This window comes from Klebsiella sp. K-Nf6, assembly GCF_002806655.1.
GTDB classification, from domain to species: Bacteria; Pseudomonadota; Gammaproteobacteria; order Enterobacterales; family Enterobacteriaceae; genus Klebsiella; species Klebsiella variicola.
In genome coordinates this window covers 419,910-440,398 of the sequence record NZ_PIBN01000002.1, presented here as the reverse complement: position 1 = coordinate 440,398, position 20,489 = coordinate 419,910, and the positions used below count along the sequence as shown (strand labels likewise).

Genomic DNA, 20,489 nt, shown 5'->3' with positions numbered 1-20,489 from the left:
CCGGTGATCGTAAAGGCGCATGTGAAGCGATTCGCTGGTGGATAAAAGACGGAGGTAAGGATTGCCGGGTGCGCCCCAATAACTGCTATGGGCAGGTAACACGCCGAGATCAGGAAAGTGCGCTGACATGCTGGGGGATAGATGAATGAGCCGAGTAACCGCCATTATCATCACCATAGTGATCTGCCTGATAGCCAGTCTTAGCTGGCTAGCCAATCACTACCACACGAACGCCACCGAGTTCAAAACTCAGCGCGATAAAGCGACTGAGCAACTTAGCCTGGCGAACGAAACCATCTCTGACATGCAAGTCAGACAGCGTGACGTCGCTGCGCTCGATGCCAAATACACTAAGGAATTAGCCGATGCGAAATCTCAGCTTGAAGATCTGCAGCGTTGCGTTAGCGCTGGCAAGTGCGGGTTGCACGTCAATGCCAGATGTCCCTCGAACGGAGCGCCCGGCGCCAGCGGCGTGGGCCATGCTTCCGGCCCCCGACTTACTGACGCCGCTGAACGGGATTATTTCACTCTCAGAGACAGAATCTCTTTAGTGACAAAGCAGGTTGGCTATCTGCAGGAATACATCGACACGCAGTGTTTAAAATAGGGTGATATAACATAGCATTTTGATTAAAATTTGAGCTTAATTAAATCAACCACTTACGTAAAGGTAGACAAAACGCAACGATTCTAGTATGTTTTTGCTATATTGGTCTTAGTTGTAACAGATATTCGAGCCTCGCTATCAGCGGGGCTTTTTTGTATCCGCATATCACCGCGCACCGCAGCGCATTCAAACCACGTCGAATCCGAACCCTTTGAAATGAGCCTTTGAGGAAGTCAGTTAGTGCTGGCGAGCCTCGACGGGCTGATTTCCTATGCGGCAAAGGTTCATCTCAAAGAAAGGTACACGCTATGAATAATCCGTCAGTTATTCCGGCCTTCGATTTTCGTGAAATGGTCACAACCCTCGATAACAAGGTCATCACCACTTCGCTCAAAGTGGCTAACTATTTTGGTAAGCGTCATAAAGACGTTCTGCGAGCAATCAGAAACCTTAAATGCTCCGATGATTTCACCCGGCGCAATTTTGCGCCCATTGATTTTATTGATAAAAATGGCGATGTTCAGCCGATGTATAACATCACTCGTGACGGATGCATGATGCTCGTGATGGGGTTCACTGGCAAGACCGCTGCCGCAGTAAAGGAGTGCTACATCAATGCCTTTAACTGGATGGCGGAACAGCTAAACCGAAGAGTTGCCATGGGAGAAGAAATGCAGCACCGGCACGCCATCAAAGAAACTCGCTCAAAACTGAAAGGCACAATCGGCAGCCGGTTGATGAATGAGCGGAAGAAGGAAAAGCGCGTGCTTAAGCTCGAGTATGAGCACATCATGCAGGTGACGCAGCCCGAGCTGCTTATTGAGTGATCGAGGCATTACAGAGCCACTTATTCCGGCAGCTTAAGCAGTTGCGAAGCAAATCCTTTTCACCACTGCTGCCGCTAATCTCTCTGATGCTTTTAGCCAGCTGCGTTAGCAAGAAAAAAATCTTGCCACCCGCCTGGACGCCGCAAGCCACACCGCAAGTCTTACCTCTACCGTCAGAAGCAAGACAACCGACGCCACCGCCGGAGTGCTTGCCGACATGCTTGGAAACCTTGCAGAAGAGGCTCGACGGTATGCTGCAATCGCTGACGAACGCTACATAGCAGGACTGACCTGTGAGCGGATTTACGAATCGGTGAGAGTGAAAAACAAACAGCACAAGCCCAAATAATGAGCGATTCAGGCGGGTTTATGAGTATAATCGTGAGCGATTTGCTTATACAGAGGGAGGTAGTAAATGGACGATATACGATTAAAGATTTTTTTAACTGACTTGGTTTATTCTTTTACCGTTCATAGTTTTATTATTTTCTGGGGCGGTGTTGGAATGCTGTTACTAGGAGTTGTAGGACTTGAATTAACTGGCGCATCTTCGAATATATTGACTGAAGTAAGTGGCTATATGATATTTTCAGCTATTTCGCTGGAAGTGATTCAGGGTGTATTTAATAAAGTAGTATGGAAGTCATTCATATAATTTCCCATGGTATGACTTGAGCCCTGTGTTAGCAGGGCTTTTTATGTAGTTGAAGAACTACAGCTTAGAGGGGTAATGCTTTGTTAAAAAATAAGACAGATGGTCAAATGCCCACGCTAACCCACTTTGATTCTTCTCACGGAATGTCAGATTCACTTTTGAGTACTCTTCGCCGTAGATTTCAAGAGGCGATGCCAGCCAAAGGAAATGGTGCTGAGTGTATTGAATGGCCTTCAGACGGCTTTCCTCATGCGGAATGGCCTGAGAGAGATATTCGTAAAAATGCTCGTCAAGGTTTATAAGTTTATTTTTAATGGTGATTGGCGTGTTCGGGCGTAATGAGAAGTCGATATAACCATATAATATCTCCTCCTCATAACCGATAGCACAGCCTAAAGTCATAAATAATCCGTCAACACTGTTCACCTGAACAATGAAATCTTTAAACCATGGGAAATCGTTCACTTCATGGATGTCATTTATCTTTTCTGGGAATTGTATAAGGTCAAATCCACCATTGTTGATATCACCGTTTTCTCTGACATCTCGACGGTAAGGAAATCGGGTGAAATTATAGCGCTCAGTAAATTCCATGAGGTTTCCTTAACTATGTGTGAAAAACATACTCAGCCATTTATGTGCTCATAAATTTGCCAGTGTCCAACCATTAGTGGGCTGAGGGTCAACCTTACACTCTGTAGTTTCTCAGTAACACCCTGATATTTAAACAGTAGCCTCGCATCTGAGGGGCTTTTTTATTCGCAAAAGGTAACGCGATGAAGAACTTAAAAATTGCATACGTACGGAAGCTCCTCAGAATGCGCTGCAGCGCGTTGAAAGGTTAGGGGTGTGCGAGTATCAGATGAAAGGAGAAAACCGACGACGCCGGGGATTTATCGCGCAGCAGGCTGATACTGTGGACACAACTTACACCTTCATGGGATGTGAGCAGGAGATCGATGGGGAAAAGTTTCAGGTAATGAACGTGGACTATGTAGCCAGCATTGCTGATCTTGTTTCGTCAGTGCAGGAGTTAACAAAACAAGTGCGTGATTTGAATAAGCTGGTTCAAACATAAGATAACTTATAGGGAAAAATAAGGGGCGGGTGTAAAAAAACATTCTGCAAAACAATTATTATTTTCAGGCAAATCAAGATGTTAATACAGGGGTGAAAAGCCTAATTTTCCCATGCGGAAACAAGAGTTTTCGCTTAAAAAACATAACATTACTCTTTCCTTGTTGGTGTGTCGGTGTGGTACATGGATATCGATACCGATGTGAAATTCAAAGCCGGCGGCGTGGACCAGAAAGTCAGCACCCGCCTGGATCCGTGGGTGTTTATGTTCTCTGCGGGTTATCGGTTTTAAATCCTGCTGAAAACTGGCCAACGGATGGCCAGTTCATTGTCACGTCACACCTGTCTGCCAAAAGCTTTGGCCATCGATAGCGGATCACACTTCCGTCCACTGGCGCAGCAGGTTGTGATACATGTTGAGCAGGGAGAGGACCTCTTCTCCGTCGCCAAAGCGGGCCTTCAGAGACTGGATGGTGCGGTCCAGATCGTAAAGCATCGCGCGCTGCTTATCGTCGCGGACCATCGACTGGATCCACAGGAAAGAGGCCTGACGTACGCCGCGGGTCACCGGGGTGACGCAGTGCAGGCTGCTGGCGGGATAGAGCACCAGATGCCCGGCCGGGAGCTTCACCCGGTGCTGGCCATAGGTGTCTTCAATCACCAGTTCACCGCCCTCATAGCTCTCCGGATCGCAAAGAAACAGCGTCGCTGACAGGTCAGTACGCATCCAGCCCGCCTCGCCGTTCTGGCGAACGGCGCCATCGACATGAAAACCGTAGGTCTCTCCTGGCCCATAGCGGTTAAACAACGGTGCGGAAATCGTCCGCGGCAGCGCGGCGGAAAAAAACTGCGGATGGCCGCGCAGCATGTCGAGCACAGTGGCCTGCAGGCGGGCATACAGCGGCGTTCGGGTATCGATCTGCTGGTTCTGTTTGACGGCCGCCCCCTGGCTGCCCACCGTAACCCGCCCGTCGACCCAGTCGGCCTGCGCCAGCTGCCGGGTAAATTCCGCCACCTGGTCTGCCGATAGCACGTCAGGAATGTGATACATCATCGCGGTGTTCTCTCTAAAAGGTGGGGCGCAACGGCCCCACGCACAGACTCAGAAGTGGACGTTCGCCGTCAGCATAAAGGTCCGGGGTTCTCCCGGATGATAGCGATAGCCGCTCTTGTTGATGGAGGCCACGTAATCGGTATCAAACAGGTTGTACATATTGAGCTGCAGATCGAGGTTGCTGTTGACCCGATAGCCCAGTTTGGCATCGGCAACCCAATAGCCCTCGGTGTGATCCGGGGTACCGACTGCACCATCGCTGCCCCGGCGCAGGCTTCCGACATAGCGCGCACCGCCGCCGACGGACAGATCGCTGGTGGCCTGATACTGCGTCCACAGCGTAAAGGCATGTTTCGGGGTGTAGGCCAGCGCGGAAGAACCATCCTGCGCCACATTCTGCCCCTCCGTCACCGTCGCATGCTGCTGAGTGTAGCCGGCGATGATCGTCCAGTCCGGGGTCAGGTTTCCGGTTACAGAAAGCTCATATCCCTCCACGCGCTTTTTGCCGTACTGCGACCAGGTCCCGTCATCGTTGGCGGCCACTTCGTTTTCAATATCGGTGCGGAATAACGCCGCGCTGAGCAACAGACGTTTGTCGAAGATTTGCCACTTGGTGCCCAGCTCGCTGGATTTCGCCTTCTGCGGCTTAAAGTCGGTTCGGTTGGCGCTGTTGCCGCTGCCGCTGGCGGCCAGGGCGAAACTGCTGCCCCCCGGCGGCTGCTGTGAAATGGCGTAGTTGACGTAGACATTTCCCTGCTCGGTTAAGCGGTACAGCGCCCCGGCTTTCCAGTTAACCAGATTGCCGGATTTGGCGGTATCCACGGTGGTGACCGGGCTGCCCGTCGACTGGCCGGGCGGGCAGGCGATAGCCCCGCGTCCGCTGCCGCCGCAGGCGGTGGCGCTGTCATATTTGGTATGGTAATTGTCGAGACGCAGCCCGCCGTTGACCTCAATCCGCTCGGTCAGCGCCAGCGTATCGAAGGCATAAATCCCGAAGGTATCGGTCTGGCCGTTGGCGTTCGCGCCGTTTCTGTCCAGCCCGCCAATCGACAGGTTGCTCACCGGATGGTAGAGATTCACCGCCGGCGCGGTCATGGCGTTAACGCCATAGTTGGTCTGGTTTTCCCGGGTAAACTCCACGCCGGCGCTGACGTCATGGCCTATCGAGCCGGTATTGAAGGTCGAGGTGATATTGGTCTGGTTGGTCAGAATGCGGTTGCTGACATCTTTGGTATTAACCAGACGCGACCAGCTCCAGGTGTTGACGTCATTGATATCGGGGGCGGTGATATTGCTCGCGCCGCCCATCACCGCGGTCAGGAGATACTCCTGTTTCACCCGCGACCAGCGGGTGGTATTGCGCACGGTGGTATTGTCCGTCAGATCGTGCTCGAAGCGCAGAGTGCCGCTGTCGGTGGTGGATTTATCATAATCGGAGTCGGTGCCATAAAAATTGCTGGTATCGACCTTACCGGCGGAGTTGAGCGCGGCATACTTCGGCGAAGGCGCCGAATAGCCCGGCAGGCCGACGGTGGGGATCCCGCCATCCGGGGTGTTGTTCTGCCGGACGTGCAGATAGTTCAGATACAGACGAGTTGGGGTATCGAGGCCGAAGGCCAGCGACGGCGCGATGCCATAGCGTTCGTTTTCAATGCTGTCCCGACCGGCGTCATGGGTTTTTTCCCCCATCAGGTTCAGACGGAACGCGGCGTTGTCGCTAAACGCCTGGTTCAGGTCGAGGGTTCCCCGACGCGACCAGGCGCTGCCGATGCTGGCCGAACCGTCGATCCCGGAGTCAAGGCGCGGCTGCTTGCTGATCATATTGATCGAGCCGGAGGGCGCGCTGCGGCCATAGTCCGTGCCGGCGGGCCCTTTGATGACTTCCACCTGCTGGGTATTGAAGGTATCCCGCGTCACGCTCCCGATGTCGCGAATGCCGTCCACATAGATGCTGTTAGAGGTATCCACGCCGCGCATGTAGATGGCATCCCCGGTAGATGAGCTGCCATTCTCACCGGCATAAAACGCCCCGACGCCGGGGACGTTTTTGAGGGCGTCAGTCAGGTTGGTGACGCCCTGGTCTTTAATCACCTGTTCCGGGATCACGGTGATGGTGCGGGTGGTATCGACCAGCGGTTTATTGAACTTGGGATCGGCGGAGGCGCCGGGAGAGTAGAGTGAAGGCGGAGTGGCTTCCACCACCAGCGTCTCTTCACTATTTTTGACTGATTTTTCCGCTGCGATGCCCGTTGCCGGTGAGGCCCCCAGACACAGACCCGTAAACAATGCCAATGAGTTGAAACTGCCAAACGGCAGAGAAGCGTTTTTTTCCATGATAAATGCAGGCTTATTTTTTGTTATGAGCACATATCACACCGCGCAAAAGCGACGTTATTCGTCGTCTGGCTTGCGCTGACCCGGTGTGATTCTATAAATGATAAAAAGAATAGTTATCATTCGCCTTAATATTTACATAGAAATGTTGACGTTTAAACATATTTCTTCATCGCAATTTACATAGTTCATAAATTTTGAACGAAAAGGGCGGGGATGAAGCAAAAGAGCGGCAGGATGAGGCCGCTGACAGGCCGCGCCGCGAGGTGACAGGCGCCAGGGCTAACCCGGCGCTTCGTGGTTTTTGGCATAAAGGATGCCCTCCTTCTGCGCGAGGAGAACGCCGTTCTGGAAATTGGTGTAATGAAAAATAGGGGACCACCGATCCCTCTGCAGGCACTGTTCCGCGACCGCGTTATTGGGGGGACGACCAGCGAGCGTTCTCCCGCCGCGTGACGGAGAACGATGCCGGGCCGTATGTCGTCTGGAGCAGGTGCCGGTCCACCGCTGGCGGCAGCAACTGGTGCGAGAAGTGTGTCGCGAATAAAAAAAGCCCGCACAAGTGCGGGCAAAAATACTGGAAGCAATGTGAGCAATGTCGTACTGAATACCTGAGTTATTTACTCAACTATTCAGTAATGAGAAAGATAATATTTCTCATTTAAGATATCAACCCCATCTTTTGTGCGGAAGCGATTTTTTATCCGAGGGTGAAAACCGTACGCTTCTGACTGTCGTCCCGCGGCCAGGCCGCCGCGATCTCCTGCAGCGGCCGCGGGGTGGTGGCGATGGTCAATTTACCCGGCACCGCCGCCTGCAGCATTTCACCCGTCGCCGCCAGCAGCTGCGGCATCGACAGGCTACCGATACCGCTGCCCATCAGCAGGAGCGGGGCGGATCGCAGAACTGCGCCATTTAACGCGATATCGGCGCCAGCCAGGGACCCCACCTGCACATAGCGTACCGGTCTGCCGGCTGGGGTATATTTCGCCAGGGCCGGCAATAACAATTCCGCTCTGCGTCCCCACAGGTAATCGATGACCACGTCAATCTGCGCGGCGCTGGCCGCTGAAAATTGCCCGCTCAAGGTTTTATCATCAGCGGTTAACTGAATACACTCATCGGCGTCCAGCGCCGCCAGCGCCTGCGCATTACGCCCGGTCGCAATGATTTTTTTTGCCCCCAGATAGCGGGCAATCTGCACCGCCAGCTGACCGGCGCTGCCGGTGGCGCCGTTAATCAGCACCGTTTCACCGGCCTGGAGCTGGGCGCGAGTCACCAGAGACGCCCACGCGGACATGCCGGGATTGGCCATCGCCGCCGCGTTAACATCATCGAGCGCATCCGGCAGCGGCAGGCAATTCTGCAGGGCAACCGGCGCCCGCTGCGCCATACTGCCGAAGGGAGCGGTGGGGAAGGCGAAGTAGACGCGCTGGCCCTGAGGTGTGGTGCCGACGCCATCGATACCGGGTACAAAAGGCAGATTGCCGTCGAAGCTATAATGACGTCCGGATGCCCGGGCCTTAACCACATGGCTCATCGCGGCGGCGCGGACGTCAATGAGCGTCTGGCCGGCAGCGGGCTGCGGCTCGATAAAATCGGCCCAAACCGGGCCTTCTGCGAGGTCAAAAACCACGGCTGCTTTCATAAATTCTCTCCTGTCGGGAATTATGTGTAAAATACACATATTGTTTTGCAGCACTATACGCGGAAAATTAATATATGCAAGATGCACATAATGACTACGACATTACCGACTTTCACGGCGCGCTACTGGATATCATCAGCGTGATGAACCAGCCGCTGCGCGACGAGCAGATCCTCCAGACGGCCGGCGTCCAGCTGGAACAGATGCTGTTTCCGCTGCTGGTGGCGGTAGGGCGCCATGGCCCGGTGGGGGTTGTTGAGCTGGCGGATCATTTAGGGCGCGATTACACCACCGTCAGCCGCCAGGTGAAAAAACTGGAAGCCCAGGGGCTCGCCTGTAAGCAACCTAACCGTCATGACCGACGGATCAGCGAAGTGACGCTTAGCGCCAGCGGACAACAGATGATCGACAGTATTGCGGTAGCGCGGCGGCGGTTAATGAATCAGGTGCTGGCGCAGTGGCCGGAAGAGGAAGTGCAGGCGCTGTTTCGCTTAACGCGCAAATACGCCGACAGTTTGCTGCAACCAGGCTAAATTCTCGCGTGTTGCCGCCTGGCGCAACAATCTTCTTTCTCCGTCACAAATCACGGGTCAGCTCGTCGATGTTGTCGGAAAGTATCTCCAGCAGGGATCGTACATAGATATTGTTATTTCCCTGATGCCACATCGCGCTGAGGGGAAGGCCTTCGATATGTTTTTTGGGCGTGAGCGCAAGGTATTTCACGCCGTCCGCATTCATGTCTTTATAGGACGCTGGCACCAGAGCAATGCCGAGTCCAGCGGCAACAAAACTCAGGATAGTCTGCTTCTCTTCAGCATACTGCGCGATGACAGGCATGCTGCCTCCCTCTTTGAAAATATTCATTGTCAGGTCATGGCTGTGACGCCGGGTGCGTCTTTCCGGCAAGATAACCGGCTCGTGTCGGAAATCATCGATACTGACTTCGTCATAACTGACCAGCCGGTGATGAGCGGGCACGGCGAGCACGCAGGTTTCATTAGCGATAAAACGCGCTGTCAGCGTGGCATCAATATGTTCAGGCGGGCGTACAAAGACTACATCCAGCCATCCTGAAATAAGTCGGGGAATCAGCTTGTGAGATTTATCTTCCGTAAGATGAATATCTGCCTCAGGAAAACGTCTGACAAAAAGATTCAGCAATTCAGGAAGTAATCCTTTGGCTGCGCTGTCGATAGCCCCGATCCGCAACGTTCTTTTCTGTAACAGGCTATTTTTACGGAATCGCTGCCGTAGCGCATCGAAATCAGCAATGACCGTTTTGGCCTCATTTAAAAAGGCGGCACCTTCAGGCGTTAGCGACACATTGCGGGTCGATCGATTCAGTAGCCTTATCCCCAAATCATCTTCCAGCAGTTTGATGAAGCGACTCAGTGACGCAGGCATCATTTCGAGTTTACGGGCAGCCCGGCCAAAGTGAAGCTCATCACCTAATACCACAAAGCAACGTAGCTGATTTATATCCATTTTTTCACCAAAACCTGATTATACAAATTATTTATATAAAGCTGCGCCGATGATAAAGCGATTCAAAACTTCATACTGGGATTATTACAAAACGATAACAACCCTACATCACTATGGAGCATCCCGTCATGAATAACGACCTCGAAAAGAAGGTGATGCGCAAGGTTACCCTGCGCATTATTCCTTTCATCATGCTGCTGTACTTCATCGCCTTCCTTGACCGCGTCAATATTGGCTTTGCCGCTCTGACCATGAACCAGGACCTGGGGTTTTCACCCACCGTTTTTGGGCTGGGCGCTGGCATTTTCTTCCTGGGTTACTTTCTGTTTGAGGTGCCGTCAAACTTAATTCTCCATAAAGTGGGCGCCCGTATCTGGATCGCCCGCGTCATGATCACCTGGGGATTCGTCTCTGGCTGCATGGCTTTTGTGCAGGGCACGACGAGCTTCTACATTCTGCGTTTTCTGCTCGGTGTGGCGGAAGCCGGTTTCTTCCCGGGTATCATTCTCTATCTCAGCTACTGGTTTCCTGCCGCCAGGCGTGCGCAGGTCACTGCCATCTTTATGGCTGCAGCCCCCCTGTCTACAGCACTGGGATCGCCGGTTTCGGCCGCTTTGCTCGAGATGCATGGCTTCCTCGGCTATGCCGGCTGGCAGTGGATGTTTGTCCTGGAAGCTTTGCCGGCGCTGGTGCTCGGTGTTGTGGTTTTGTTCTTTTTGACGGATCGCCCGGCCAAAGCCAAATGGCTGACAGAACAAGAGCGTGCCTGGCTGGAAAACACCATGCACGCCGAGGAGCTGGCGCGGGCGGCAAAACAGAGCCATTCCAGCGCATGGCGGGGACTGGCGGATATACGCGTCCTGGCGCTGGCCCTGGTCTATTTCGGTACCTCCGCCGGGCTGTATACGCTTGGCATCTGGTCCCCGCAAATCATTCGCAGTTTCGGTGCTTCCTCGCTGGAGATTGGTTTCCTGAACGCTTTTCCGGCGGTGATCGGCGTCATCGCCATGATCCTCTGGGCGCGTCATTCCGATCGAACCAAAGAGCGCAGCTGGCACGTCATTGGCGCCTGCCTGCTGGCGGCTGTCGGGCTGATATACGCCGGTAACGTCAGCACATTGTTTACCGTAATGGTCGCCTTAACGCTGGTCACCGTGGGGATTAGCGCATCAAAACCCCCGCTGTGGAGCATGCCAACCTTGTTCCTCAGCGGCCCGGCTGCGGCCGCTGGCATTGCCGCTATCAACTCCATCGGCAACCTCGGCGGTTTCGTCGGCCCGATGATGATTGGCGTGATCCGCGAGCAAACCGGTAGCTACAGCTGGGGCCTGTACTTTGTCGCCGGATTGCTGGCGCTCTCGGCCCTCGTGGTCGTGATTCTTTCTGCCAGAGCGAACAAATCGCCGACAGCAGAGCTTCCACATCCTCATACTCATTAACTGGAGAAGTAACGATGCGTCACTACAAAATTGCTGCCATCCCTGCGGACGGTATCGGACCGGAAGTCATTTCGGCAGGTATTGAAGTCTTGCACGCGCTGACGCGCCACGATCCGCAACTGAAATTTGATATAGAGACCTTTGACTGGGGGTCAGACTATTACAAAAAACATGGCGTGATGATGCCGGAAGAAGGACTGAACATGCTGAAAGCATTCGATGCCATTTACTTCGGCGCGGTGGGGGCACCGGATGTCCCTGACCACATCACACTCTGGGGCCTGCGGCTGCCTATTTGCCAGGGCTTTGACCAGTACGCCAATGTGCGACCCACCAAAATTCTGCCGGGCGTCACTTCACCGCTGCGCAACCGCGGGCCGGGCGATCTTGACTGGGTCATCGTGCGTGAAAACTCCGAAGGTGAATATTCTGGTAACGGCGGCCGTGCGCACCGTGGTTTACCTGAAGAAGTCGGTACCGAAGTGGCAATCTTTACCCGTGTTGGGGTAACGCGCATTATGCGCTATGCCTTCAGACTGGCGCAGTCTCGGCCACGTAAACTGCTGACCGTGGTGACCAAATCCAACGCCCAGCGCCATGGTATGGTGATGTGGGATGAGATTGCCGCCGAAGTGGCGCAGGAATTCCCGGATGTGCAGTGGGACAAAATGTTGGTCGATGCCATGACGCACCGTATGACGTTGCATCCCCAGACCCTGGATACCATCGTTGCCACCAATCTGCACGCCGATATCCTTTCCGATCTGGCTGGCGCGCTGGCGGGTAGCCTGGGCGTAGCGCCGACCGCGAATATTGATCCTGAACGCCGCTTCCCTTCCATGTTCGAACCGATTCATGGTTCCGCATTCGATATCACCGGCAAAGGAATTGCGAACCCCATTGCCACTTTCTGGACCGCGGTACAGATGCTTGAACATCTGGGCGAACGCCATGCCGCTGCGCTGATTATGGAAGGCATTGAGTATGTGTGTGAAAAAGGCATTCTGACGCCAGATGTCGGTGGCTCAGCCAATACCGCGGAGGTGACACGCGCCGTGGTGCACTACATTGACGCTAAAGCTGACATTGCCGAGACCGCATAACCATGAATAACGAACAGGCTGCAGAGATCCTGCAGGATATCTTTCAACATGCGGTCAACAGCGCCCGCGCCGGGCCGGTGACCCTGGCTAACCTGCCGGAAAAACCTCGCGGCCGTTGTGTGGTGATCGGTGCGGGTAAAGCGTCCGCGGCAATGGCGGCTGCCGTAGATGCGGCCTGGCCGGATGTGGCGGTGTCGGGCGTGGTGGTGACGCGTTACGGTTACGCGGTTCCTGCGGGCCGCATCCGCATTATTGAGGCGGCTCATCCCGTATCGGATGCCATGAGCGAGGTTGCCGCAATGCTGATTGTGGAGACGCTGCGCGGTTTAACTGCCGATGATCTGGTGCTGGCATTGATTTCAGGGGGAGGGTCGGCGCTGATGGCGCTGCCCGCCCCGGGGTTAACGCTGGCAGATAAGCAGACCATCACCCGGGCCCTGCTCCATAGCGGGGCCAGCATCAAAGAGATGAATCTGGTACGTCGTCATCTCTCAGCGGTGAAAGGCGGAAAGCTGGCGACCATGGCGCAACCGGCGCGCATCGTATCACTGATTATCAGCGATGTGCCTGGCGATAATCCGACGGACGTAGCGTCTGGCCCCACCGTTGCCGATAACAGCGCACCACGTGATGCGCTCCGGGTACTGCAGCGGTATGGCATTGCGATCCCGAAGCCCGTTAGCGAACGGCTAAACCAGCCGGCCGGCCCGATGGAAAACGCCGCGACAGGCGAGGTCAGGCTTATCGCCACGCCGGCGATGGCGTTAGCGGCGGCGGGGCTGGCCGCACGACAACATGGGCTCACCCCCCTTATTTTGGGGGATGCGATAGAAGGTGAAAGCAGGGAAGTGGCGGTGGTCATGGCCGGTATGGCGAAATCGGCGAAGCAGTATGGTCACCCGATTTCAGGGCCTGCTGTACTGTTGTCAGGTGGCGAAACCACGGTGACAGTAAACAACACTCAGCCTGGAAAAGGGGGCCGCAATACCGAGTTTTTACTCAGTCTGGCCTGTGCGCTCCAGGGGGAACACGGTATCTGGGCCATGGCGGGAGACAGCGATGGTATTGATGGCACAGAAGATGCCGCAGGCGCGATCGTCTTCCCGGATACGCTTGCGCGCGGCAAGCTGAGCGGTCTTAACGCCGTGCAATATCTGGATGGCCATGATAGTTATTGTTATTTTCACGCGCTTAATGATTTGCTGATCACCGGCCCGACGTTAACCAACGTCAATGATATTCGGGCAATATTGATTGCCTGACTGTATCGCTCTCCTGTGCCAGGGAGAGCGATATTTTTCCCTTTCAACATAGTTCAAATCTTCGGCATCCGCCCGCCATCCATTTCCACGTTAAAGCGCATCGCCTGGCGCCAAGGTGTCGATCATCATTCCGTCTGATGTGTTGGCGTGCAAGATGACATGGAGGGGAAGGTAACGCGAGGAAATCGCCGCCTGGCGCAATACCAGGCGGCTAACGGTCAGGCGGTTTTGGTCGCCGCCTTCAGGCTCTGGACGAAGGCTTTCAGTTCGTCGAGCATGATCTGCGGCTCCTCGAGGTGGCGTTCGATGATTTTGACGATGGCGGAACCGGAGATAGCCCCGGCGGCCCCGGCGTCAATGGCGGCGCTCACCTGCTCCGGCGCGGAGATGCCAAAGCCCTGCAGCGGCGGCGCGGCGTGATATTCCGCCAGCTTCTCCACCAGGTGGTGCAGCGGCAGTGCGGCGCGATTTTCCGCACCCGTCACTCCGGCGCGCGACAGCAGATAGGTGTAGCCGCGGCCATAAGAAGCAATCTGGCGCAGTAAATCGTCATCCGCATTGGGCGGGCAGATGAAAATCGGCGCGATGTTATGGCGCATCGCCGCCTGGCGGAACGGGGCGGACTCTTCCACCGGCACGTCGGCCACCAGCACCGAGTCGACGCCGACGCGTTCGCACTGGGCATAGAACGCATCGATGCCCGGGCTGAAGACGAGGTTGGCATACATCAGCAGGCCGATTGGGATCGTCGGATGCTTCTGGCGGATCGCCGCCAGCATCTCAAAGCACTGCGCCGGGGTCACCCCGGCGGCGAAGGCGCGCAGGGCCGCGCCCTGGATGGTCGGGCCGTCCGCCAGCGGGTCGGAGAAAGGGATCCCCAGCTCAAGGGCATCGGCGCCGCCTTCGATCAGCGCATCGATAATTTTGAGCGACTGCTCCGGTCCCGGATCGCCAAGGGTGACAAAGGGAACGAAGGCGCCTTCCTGGCGATTTTTCAGTTGGGCAAACAGCGTCTCATAGCGTTCCATCAGATTTCCCCTCGCGCTTTCAGGATGTCATGTACGGTGAAAATGTCTTTGTCGCCGCGACCGGAGAGGTTAACCACCAGCAGCTGCTCTTTTTCCGGATTTTCGCGCATCATCTTCAGCGCGTGGGCCAGAGCGTGAGAGGACTCCAGCGCCGGGATGATCCCTTCGTGGCGCGAGAGCGCTTTAAACGCGTCCAGCGCTTCGTCGTCGGTGATCGACACATAGTCAGCGCGACCGGTGCTGTTCAGAAACGCGTGCTGCGGCCCAACGGACGGGAAGTCCAGCCCGGCGGAAATGGAGTAAGACTCTTCGATCTGGCCGTCGGCGGTCTGCATCATCGGCGACTTCATACCGAAGTAGATCCCCACGCGGCCATGCTTCAGCGGCGCGCCGTGCTCGCCGCTTTCGATACCGTGCCCGGCCGGTTCCACGCCGATCAGGCCGACGTTGGTTTCATCAATAAAGTCGGCAAACATGCCGATGGCGTTTGATCCGCCGCCGACGCAGGCGATCACCGCGTCTGGCAGGCGTCCTTCTTTTTCGAGGATCTGCGCTTTGGTCTCTTCACCAATCATGCGCTGGAATTCACGTACAATGGTTGGGAATGGATGCGGACCGGCGGCGGTGCCCAGCATATAGTGCGCATTCTCGTAGCTACCAGACCAGTCGCGCAGCGCCTCATTACAGGCATCTTTCAGCGTGGCGGAGCCGCTGTGCACCGGGATCACCTCGGCGCCCATCAGGCGCATACGGAAGACGTTCGGCGACTGGCGCTCGACGTCCTTGGCGCCCATGTAGATACGGCATTTCAGACCGAGCAGGGCGCTGGCCAGCGCTGAGGCGACCCCGTGCTGACCGGCGCCGGTCTCGGCGATAATTTCGGTTTTGCCCATCCGTTTGGCCAGCAGGGCCTGGCCCAGCACCTGGTTGGTTTTGTGCGCGCCGCCGTGCAGCAGATCTTCGCGTTTCAGGTACAGGGTGGTGCGAGTACCTTCGGTCAGATTCCGGCATTTGGTCAGGGCCGTCGGACGTCCGGCGTAGTTTTTCAGCAGGTCAGTGAATTCCGCCTGAAAGGCCGGGTCCTTCTGCGCGCTGACAAAGGCTTCTTCCAGCTGGCGCAGGGCGGGCATCAGGATCTGCGGCACATACATGCCGCCGAATTCGCCGAAGTAGGGGTTCAGTAAAGTGCTCATTATTGCTCCTTAATATGCGCGCAGCGTCTGGAATACGGAGGCCAGTTTGCTGGCGTCTTTAATCCCGGGTTGCGACTCTACGCCTGAATTGAAATCGAGTCCGGCACAGCCGCTTTTGGCCGCTTCCACACAGTTATCGGCACCCAGGCCACCCGCCAGCATGACGTTGCGCAGATCCTGGCCCTGCAGCAGGCTCCAGTCAAAGCGCTGGCCGCTGCCGCCCTGGCCGTTGTCGAACAGGTACTTGTCAACATGGCGGAGCGTACGGGCCGGGAGGGTTTCGCCAACGCTCAGCGCTTTCCAGATGCGGACGTTGTCCGCGAGGGCGTCGCGCAGCGCGTCGATATAGGCCTGGTCCTCATCACCGTGCAGCTGCACGGCGGCCAGCCCCAGAGCCTGCGCGCGGGCGACCACCTCGTCCAGCGGCGCATTGCGGAAGACGCCGACGTACTGCAGCGGCGCAGCGGCGATCACCGCTTTGGCCTGGGCGTCATTCACCGCCCGCGGCGAGGTCGGGACGAAAATCAGGCCACCGTAGATGGCGCCAGACTCCCAGGCCACCTGGGCATCCTGCGGGCGCGTCAGGCCGCACACTTTGTTCTCGCCGAGCAGCACGCGTTTGACCGCTGCTTCCAGATCCGCCTGCTCCATCAGGGCGGAGCCGATCAGGAAGCCGTTGGCGAAGTGGCTCAGCTCACGCACTTCGGCATAGGTATGGATGCCGGATTCGCTGATCACCGTGACATCCGGGCCGAGACGCGCCGCCAGCTGACGGGTGCGGTTAAGGTCAATCGACATATCGCGCAGGTCGCGGTTGTTAATGCCCACCACCTTCGCCTTCAGGGCGATGGCGCGCTCCAGCTCCTCTTCATTGCTGACTTCGGTCAGCACGCCCATATTCAGGCTGTGCGCCACCGCGGAGAGCTGGCGGTACTGCTCATCGTCGAGCACCGAGAGCATCAGCAGGCAGGCATCGGCCTGATAGTAGCGCGCCAGGTAGATCTGGTAGGGGTCGATGGTGAAGTCCTTACACAGGATCGGCTGCGGCGCGACCTTGCTGACGATCGGCAGAAAATCGAAACTGCCCTGGAAATATTTCTCATCACACAGCACTGAGATCGCCGAGGCGTAGTGTTTGTAGATGCTGGCGATCGCCGCCGGATCGAAATCTTCGCGAATCAACCCCTTCGACGGCGAGGCCTTTTTGCACTCGAGAATGAACGCGGTGCGGGTGCCGGCCAGCGCGTCATAGAAATTGCGCTGCGTCGGAACGACCTCATTTTGAAAACTGGCTAACGGTTGTTGTTGTTTGCGGGCTTCTACCCAAATCGCTTTGTCGGCAACGATTTTTGCTAAAACGGTCTGCATTCTTTACCCTCTTGCCGCTAAGGCGGTCACTCTGTCATAGGCCGCGCCGCTGTGCAGCACATCCAGTACCTGCTGAGCGTTAGCTTTCAGATCTTCATGCCCGTGTAAACGCATCAACATGGCGACGTTGGCGGCGACGGCGGCTTCGTGAGCGGCTTCACCTTTACCTTGTAGCAAGCGCGTCAGAATGTCACGATTTTCTTCCGGCGTGCCGCCCGCCAGCTGCGCCTGATGGTAAGGCGTCAGGCCGAAGTCGTCAGCGGTCAGCTGATAGCTTTTAATTTCCCCGTTATGCAGTTCGGCCACCACTGTGGGCGCATGCAGCGAGACTTCATCCATCCCACCGCTGTGCACCACCGCCGCGCGCTGATAGCCCAGCACGCGCAGGGTCTCGGCGATCGGCAGCACCAGTTCCGGGCTGTAGACGCCAATCAGCGCCAGCGGCGGATGCGCCGGGTTAATCAGCGGCCCCAGCACGTTAAACAGGGTACGGGTCTTCAGTTGCTGACGGACCGGCATCGCATGGCGGAAACCGGTGTGGTATTTCGGCGCGAACAGGAAGCAAACCCCCAGCTCATCGAGCGCCGTGCGGGATTTATCGGCGTTCATATCGAGATTGATGCCGAAGGCCGCCAGCAGGTCAGAAGAGCCTGATTTACTGGAGACGCTACGGTTGCCGTGTTTCGCCACTTTCAATCCGCAGGCCGCAGCGACAAAGGCGCTGGCGGTGGAGATGTTGATGCTGTTGCTGCCGTCGCCACCGGTGCCGACGATGTCAGCAAACAGGTAGTCCGGGCGCGGGAACGGCGCGGCGTTTTCCAGCAGCGCGGTGGCGGCGCCGGCAATTTCCTGCGGCTGCTCGCCGCGCACTTTCATACTGACCAGCGCGGCGGCCAGTTGCTCAGGCTTCACTTCACCGCGCACGACGGCGGAGAACAGCTGGTGGCTCTCCTGCTGGCTCAGGGTTTCCGCCTGGTACAGCTTCTCAAGGATCGGCTGGAGGGTGTTAGTGTGCTCCAGCTTCTGCAGCGCCCAGGCCAGGGTCTGCTCCAGCAGCCGTGCGCCCTGAGTGGTAAGGATCGATTCCGGATGGAACTGGAAGCCGCACACCCGGTCCGCATCGTGACGCACCGCCATCACCATGCCGTTGAAATTGGCGTTAATCGTCAGCCCGGCGGGAATATTGCTGCCAACCAGCGAGTGGTAGCGCGCCACCGGCAGCGGGTTAGCCAGACCGGCAAACATGGCCTGGCCGTCGTGCTCAATGCTGGAAGCTTTGCCATGGAGGATCTCGCCCGCCTGGCCGACATAGCCGCCGTAGGCTTCAACAATGGCCTGATGACCGAGGCAGATGCCGATGATCGGCAGCTTGCCGCGCATACGGGTCAGCAGCTCCGGCATGCAGCCTGCTTCGCTCGGCGTACCCGGGCCCGGGGAGAGCATCAGCACCGGGTTGGCCATGGTGCCCAGACGCTCAATCAGCGCCTGCGCCGGGACGGAGTTACGGTAAATCACCACGTTATGGCCATTGGCCCGCAGCTGGTCTGCCAGGTTATAGGTGAAAGAATCGATATTATCGAGCAGCAGAATGTCAGCCATCAGAAAATCTCCTTCGCGTGATGGGCCTGGGCAATGGCGCGCAGCACCGCGCGGGCTTTATTTCGGGTCTCATCCGCTTCCGACTGGGGAACCGAGTCGAGCACAATGCCGGCTCCGGCCTGGACGGTAGCGATACCCTCCTGCACGTAGGCGGAACGGATGACGATGCAGGTGTCGAGGTCGCCGTGGGCGGTGAAATAGCCCACCGCGCCGCCGTAGCTGCCGCGGCGTTTACCTTCGGCGGCGGCAATCAGCTGCATGGCGCGGACCTTCGGCGCGCCGCTGAGGGTGCCCATGTTCATGCAGGCGCGGTAGGCGTGCAGCACATCGAGGTCCTGACGCAGTTCGCCGACCACGCGGGAGACCAGATGCATCACGAAGGAGTAACGGTCAACCTTCGTTAAATCGGCGACATAGCGGCTGCCCGGGGTACAGATGCGGGCCAGGTCATTACGCGCCAGGTCCACCAGCATCAGGTGTTCGGAAAGCTCTTTATGGTCGGTGCGCATTTCCAGTTCGATGCGGCTGTCAAGATCGCGATCCAGCGAGCCGTCGGCGCGGCGGCCGCGTGGCCGGGTGCCGGCGATCGGGTAGATCTCAATCTGACGGCTGACGGCGTCATATTTCAGCGAACTCTCCGGCGAGGCGCCGAACAGGGTGAAATCGTTGTCCTGCATAAAGAACATGTACGGGCTGGGGTTGCTCTTCTTCAGCACATCATAGGCGGCCAGCGGCGACGGGCAAGGCAGCGAGAAGCGACGGGAAGGAACCACCTGGAAGATTTCCCCGGCGCGGATCGCGCGCTGCATTTTGCGCACCACCGCGCCGTACTCTTCATCGCTCTGGTCAACGTCGCACTGCATTTCGGCCACAGTGGTAACCGGCAGCGGCGCCGGCGGCTCGTTCAGTTGCTGACGCAGCTGGCTCAGGCGCTGCTCCAGGCGCTGTTTTTCACTCTCCAGCGGGGTGAACAGGCTGGCCTGAATGCGGGTATGCTTGGTCTGATGGTCGATGACCAGCAGAGTTTCTGCCAGATAGAAGCAGTAGTCCGGGCAGGCGGTGTCGCTCTGCAGCGGTGGAAGATCTTCAAAGCCGGCGACCAGGTCATAGGCGAACAGGCCGCCGAAGAACATCGCTTCACGCTCGTTGGCCGGGACGGTCACCAGTTCCTGCAGGAGACGGAAGGCGTCAAACACCGACAGCGAGCAGAGACGGGCGTCTTCATCGAGCAGGGTGCTGACCGCGGGGAAGGTCAGGATGCGGCCGTTGGGCTGGCGCTGATTGGCGATCCCGGAGGGCAGCGCGCCGTCCAGCAGTTCCAGCAGCGCGGCGCCGTTAGCGGAAAGGGCCTGAATAGTGACAGTGTCACCAAGGGCGGTGATGCGCAGCGCGCTGTCGACCAGCAGCAGGCTTTTTAAGTCATCTTTGCTGTCGATGTCAGCGGATTCCAGCAGCAGCGTGGCCGGACGGGCGCCGCACAGTTGGTGGAATAACGCCGTCGGGTTCTCCCGGTAGATGGCGTCGCTGGTGAGAAGCTCGAGTGCCGGTTTGGATGTTTGCATTATTGTTCTCGCCTGTTCGTATTATTTTTGTCCAATAAAAAGCCCGCTCATTGGCGGGCCGGGTATCTGTATGCTGAATGCAAAACGCGATCACGCCGCCCGAAGTCAGGAGGTGCGCCACCAGCTGTGCAGAGTGATAACATACGTTTTCATCGTGATACCCCTTCATGTGAACTTGCGTACTAGTTAACTAGTTCAATGGAATAAAGTCAACCCTTGTTTGCAGATTTTCTCTGCCTGTCGGTATG

General features: G+C 56.8%; 17 protein-coding genes, 4 pseudogenes and 1 other annotated feature. Of the genes and pseudogenes, 11 read left to right on the top strand and 10 right to left on the bottom strand.

The window, feature by feature from the left end; all coding sequences use genetic code 11:
• The 5 genes and pseudogenes from CWM61_RS06390 to CWM61_RS28775 form a co-directional block, all read left to right on the top strand.
• Window positions 1-149, top strand: a pseudogene (locus CWM61_RS06390) (lysozyme); the annotation flags it as partial.
• Window positions 146-607 (top strand): lysis protein, encoded by a 462-nt coding sequence (locus CWM61_RS30015; RefSeq protein ID WP_077268399.1) that lies wholly within the window; start codon window positions 146-148, stop codon window positions 605-607. The pseudogene CWM61_RS06390 and the gene CWM61_RS30015, both read left to right, overlap by 4 nt.
• 308 nt (window positions 608-915) lie before the next feature.
• Complete coding sequence (locus tag CWM61_RS06380; protein WP_074386124.1) at window positions 916-1,434, top strand: Rha family transcriptional regulator; 519 nt, start codon at window positions 916-918, stop codon at window positions 1,432-1,434.
• A gap of 61 nt (window positions 1,435-1,495) precedes the next feature.
• Window positions 1,496-1,783 (top strand): annotated as a pseudogene (locus CWM61_RS06375) (DUF2514 family protein); the annotation flags it as partial.
• 66 nt (window positions 1,784-1,849) lie between these two features.
• Window positions 1,850-2,089, top strand: a complete 240-nt coding sequence (locus tag CWM61_RS28775) for a hypothetical protein (protein ID WP_133122455.1) — start codon at window positions 1,850-1,852, stop codon at window positions 2,087-2,089.
• Between the two features lie 57 nt (window positions 2,090-2,146).
• Here the strand turns inward: CWM61_RS28775 and CWM61_RS06370 are convergent, their stop codons facing one another.
• Entirely contained in the window at window positions 2,147-2,683 is a 537-nt protein-coding gene (locus CWM61_RS06370) for a hypothetical protein (protein WP_074386123.1), read from the bottom strand.
• A 181-nt stretch (window positions 2,684-2,864) separates the two neighbouring features.
• Here CWM61_RS06370 and CWM61_RS06365 point away from each other — a divergent pair.
• Both CWM61_RS06365 and CWM61_RS06360 read left to right on the top strand, forming a co-directional pair.
• A pseudogene (locus CWM61_RS06365) lies at window positions 2,865-3,167 on the top strand (tail fiber domain-containing protein); the annotation flags it as partial.
• A gap of 156 nt (window positions 3,168-3,323) precedes the next feature.
• Window positions 3,324-3,458, top strand: a pseudogene (locus tag CWM61_RS06360) (OmpW family outer membrane protein); the annotation flags it as partial.
• Between the two features lie 84 nt (window positions 3,459-3,542).
• Here CWM61_RS06360 and ybiX read toward each other — a convergent pair.
• The 3 genes from ybiX to CWM61_RS06340 form a co-directional block, all read right to left on the bottom strand.
• Window positions 3,543-4,220: a PKHD-type hydroxylase YbiX gene (ybiX, locus tag CWM61_RS06355; protein ID WP_100630932.1), complete on the bottom strand. Its 678-nt coding sequence runs from the start codon at window positions 4,218-4,220 to the stop codon at window positions 3,543-3,545.
• Between the two features lie 48 nt (window positions 4,221-4,268).
• Window positions 4,269-6,554 (bottom strand): catecholate siderophore receptor Fiu, encoded by a 2,286-nt coding sequence (locus tag CWM61_RS06350; protein WP_100630931.1) that lies wholly within the window; start codon window positions 6,552-6,554, stop codon window positions 4,269-4,271.
• 700 nt (window positions 6,555-7,254) lie between these two features.
• Window positions 7,255-8,202 (bottom strand): quinone oxidoreductase family protein, encoded by a 948-nt coding sequence (locus tag CWM61_RS06340; protein ID WP_100630929.1) that lies wholly within the window; start codon window positions 8,200-8,202, stop codon window positions 7,255-7,257.
• 74 nt (window positions 8,203-8,276) lie between these two features.
• On the opposite strand from CWM61_RS06340, the gene CWM61_RS06335 reads away from it, so the two are divergent.
• Window positions 8,277-8,735 (top strand): MarR family winged helix-turn-helix transcriptional regulator, encoded by a 459-nt coding sequence (locus CWM61_RS06335; protein WP_100630928.1) that lies wholly within the window; start codon window positions 8,277-8,279, stop codon window positions 8,733-8,735.
• 43 nt (window positions 8,736-8,778) lie between these two features.
• On the opposite strand, the gene CWM61_RS06330 is transcribed toward CWM61_RS06335, so the two are convergent.
• The gene (locus tag CWM61_RS06330) at window positions 8,779-9,687 is read right to left on the bottom strand and encodes a LysR family transcriptional regulator (protein ID WP_100630927.1); all 909 of its coding nucleotides are present in this window, start codon (window positions 9,685-9,687) and stop codon (window positions 8,779-8,781) included.
• A gap of 128 nt (window positions 9,688-9,815) precedes the next feature.
• Between CWM61_RS06330 and CWM61_RS06325 the strand changes: the two genes are divergently transcribed.
• Genes CWM61_RS06325 through CWM61_RS06315 form a run of 3 tightly spaced genes read left to right on the top strand, consistent with a single transcriptional unit; the run spans window position 9,816 to window position 13,491 of the window.
• On the top strand, window positions 9,816-11,126 hold the full coding sequence (locus CWM61_RS06325; RefSeq protein WP_100630926.1) for an MFS transporter: 1,311 nt from the start codon (window positions 9,816-9,818) through the stop codon (window positions 11,124-11,126).
• A gap of 14 nt (window positions 11,127-11,140) precedes the next feature.
• Entirely contained in the window at window positions 11,141-12,229 is a 1,089-nt protein-coding gene (locus CWM61_RS06320) for a tartrate dehydrogenase (protein WP_100630925.1), read from the top strand.
• Window positions 12,230-12,231: 2 nt separating this feature from the next.
• Window positions 12,232-13,491, top strand: coding sequence for a glycerate kinase (locus CWM61_RS06315; protein WP_100630924.1), 1,260 nt, complete (start codon window positions 12,232-12,234; stop codon window positions 13,489-13,491).
• A gap of 218 nt (window positions 13,492-13,709) precedes the next feature.
• Here the strand turns inward: CWM61_RS06315 and trpA are convergent, their stop codons facing one another.
• From trpA to CWM61_RS06290, 5 genes are read right to left on the bottom strand one after another with little or no spacing between them, the layout of a single operon-like run.
• On the bottom strand, window positions 13,710-14,519 hold the full coding sequence (trpA, locus tag CWM61_RS06310; RefSeq protein ID WP_100630923.1) for a tryptophan synthase subunit alpha: 810 nt from the start codon (window positions 14,517-14,519) through the stop codon (window positions 13,710-13,712).
• Window positions 14,519-15,712, bottom strand: a complete 1,194-nt coding sequence (gene trpB / locus CWM61_RS06305) for a tryptophan synthase subunit beta (RefSeq protein ID WP_061154913.1) — start codon at window positions 15,710-15,712, stop codon at window positions 14,519-14,521. Before trpB ends, trpA begins: the two co-directional genes overlap by 1 nt.
• 9 nt (window positions 15,713-15,721) lie before the next feature.
• Window positions 15,722-17,080 (bottom strand): bifunctional indole-3-glycerol-phosphate synthase TrpC/phosphoribosylanthranilate isomerase TrpF, encoded by a 1,359-nt coding sequence (trpCF, locus tag CWM61_RS06300; RefSeq protein WP_008807775.1) that lies wholly within the window; start codon window positions 17,078-17,080, stop codon window positions 15,722-15,724.
• 3 nt (window positions 17,081-17,083) lie between these two features.
• Entirely contained in the window at window positions 17,084-18,679 is a 1,596-nt protein-coding gene (trpD, locus tag CWM61_RS06295) for a bifunctional anthranilate synthase glutamate amidotransferase component TrpG/anthranilate phosphoribosyltransferase TrpD (RefSeq protein WP_100630922.1), read from the bottom strand.
• Window positions 18,679-20,241 (bottom strand): anthranilate synthase component 1, encoded by a 1,563-nt coding sequence (locus tag CWM61_RS06290; RefSeq protein WP_012542057.1) that lies wholly within the window; start codon window positions 20,239-20,241, stop codon window positions 18,679-18,681. The genes trpD and CWM61_RS06290 overlap by 1 nt, the downstream gene beginning before the upstream one ends.
• A gap of 33 nt (window positions 20,242-20,274) precedes the next feature.
• Window positions 20,275-20,370 (bottom strand) — a sequence feature (Trp leader region).
• Between the last annotated feature and the right edge of the window lie 119 nt (window positions 20,371-20,489).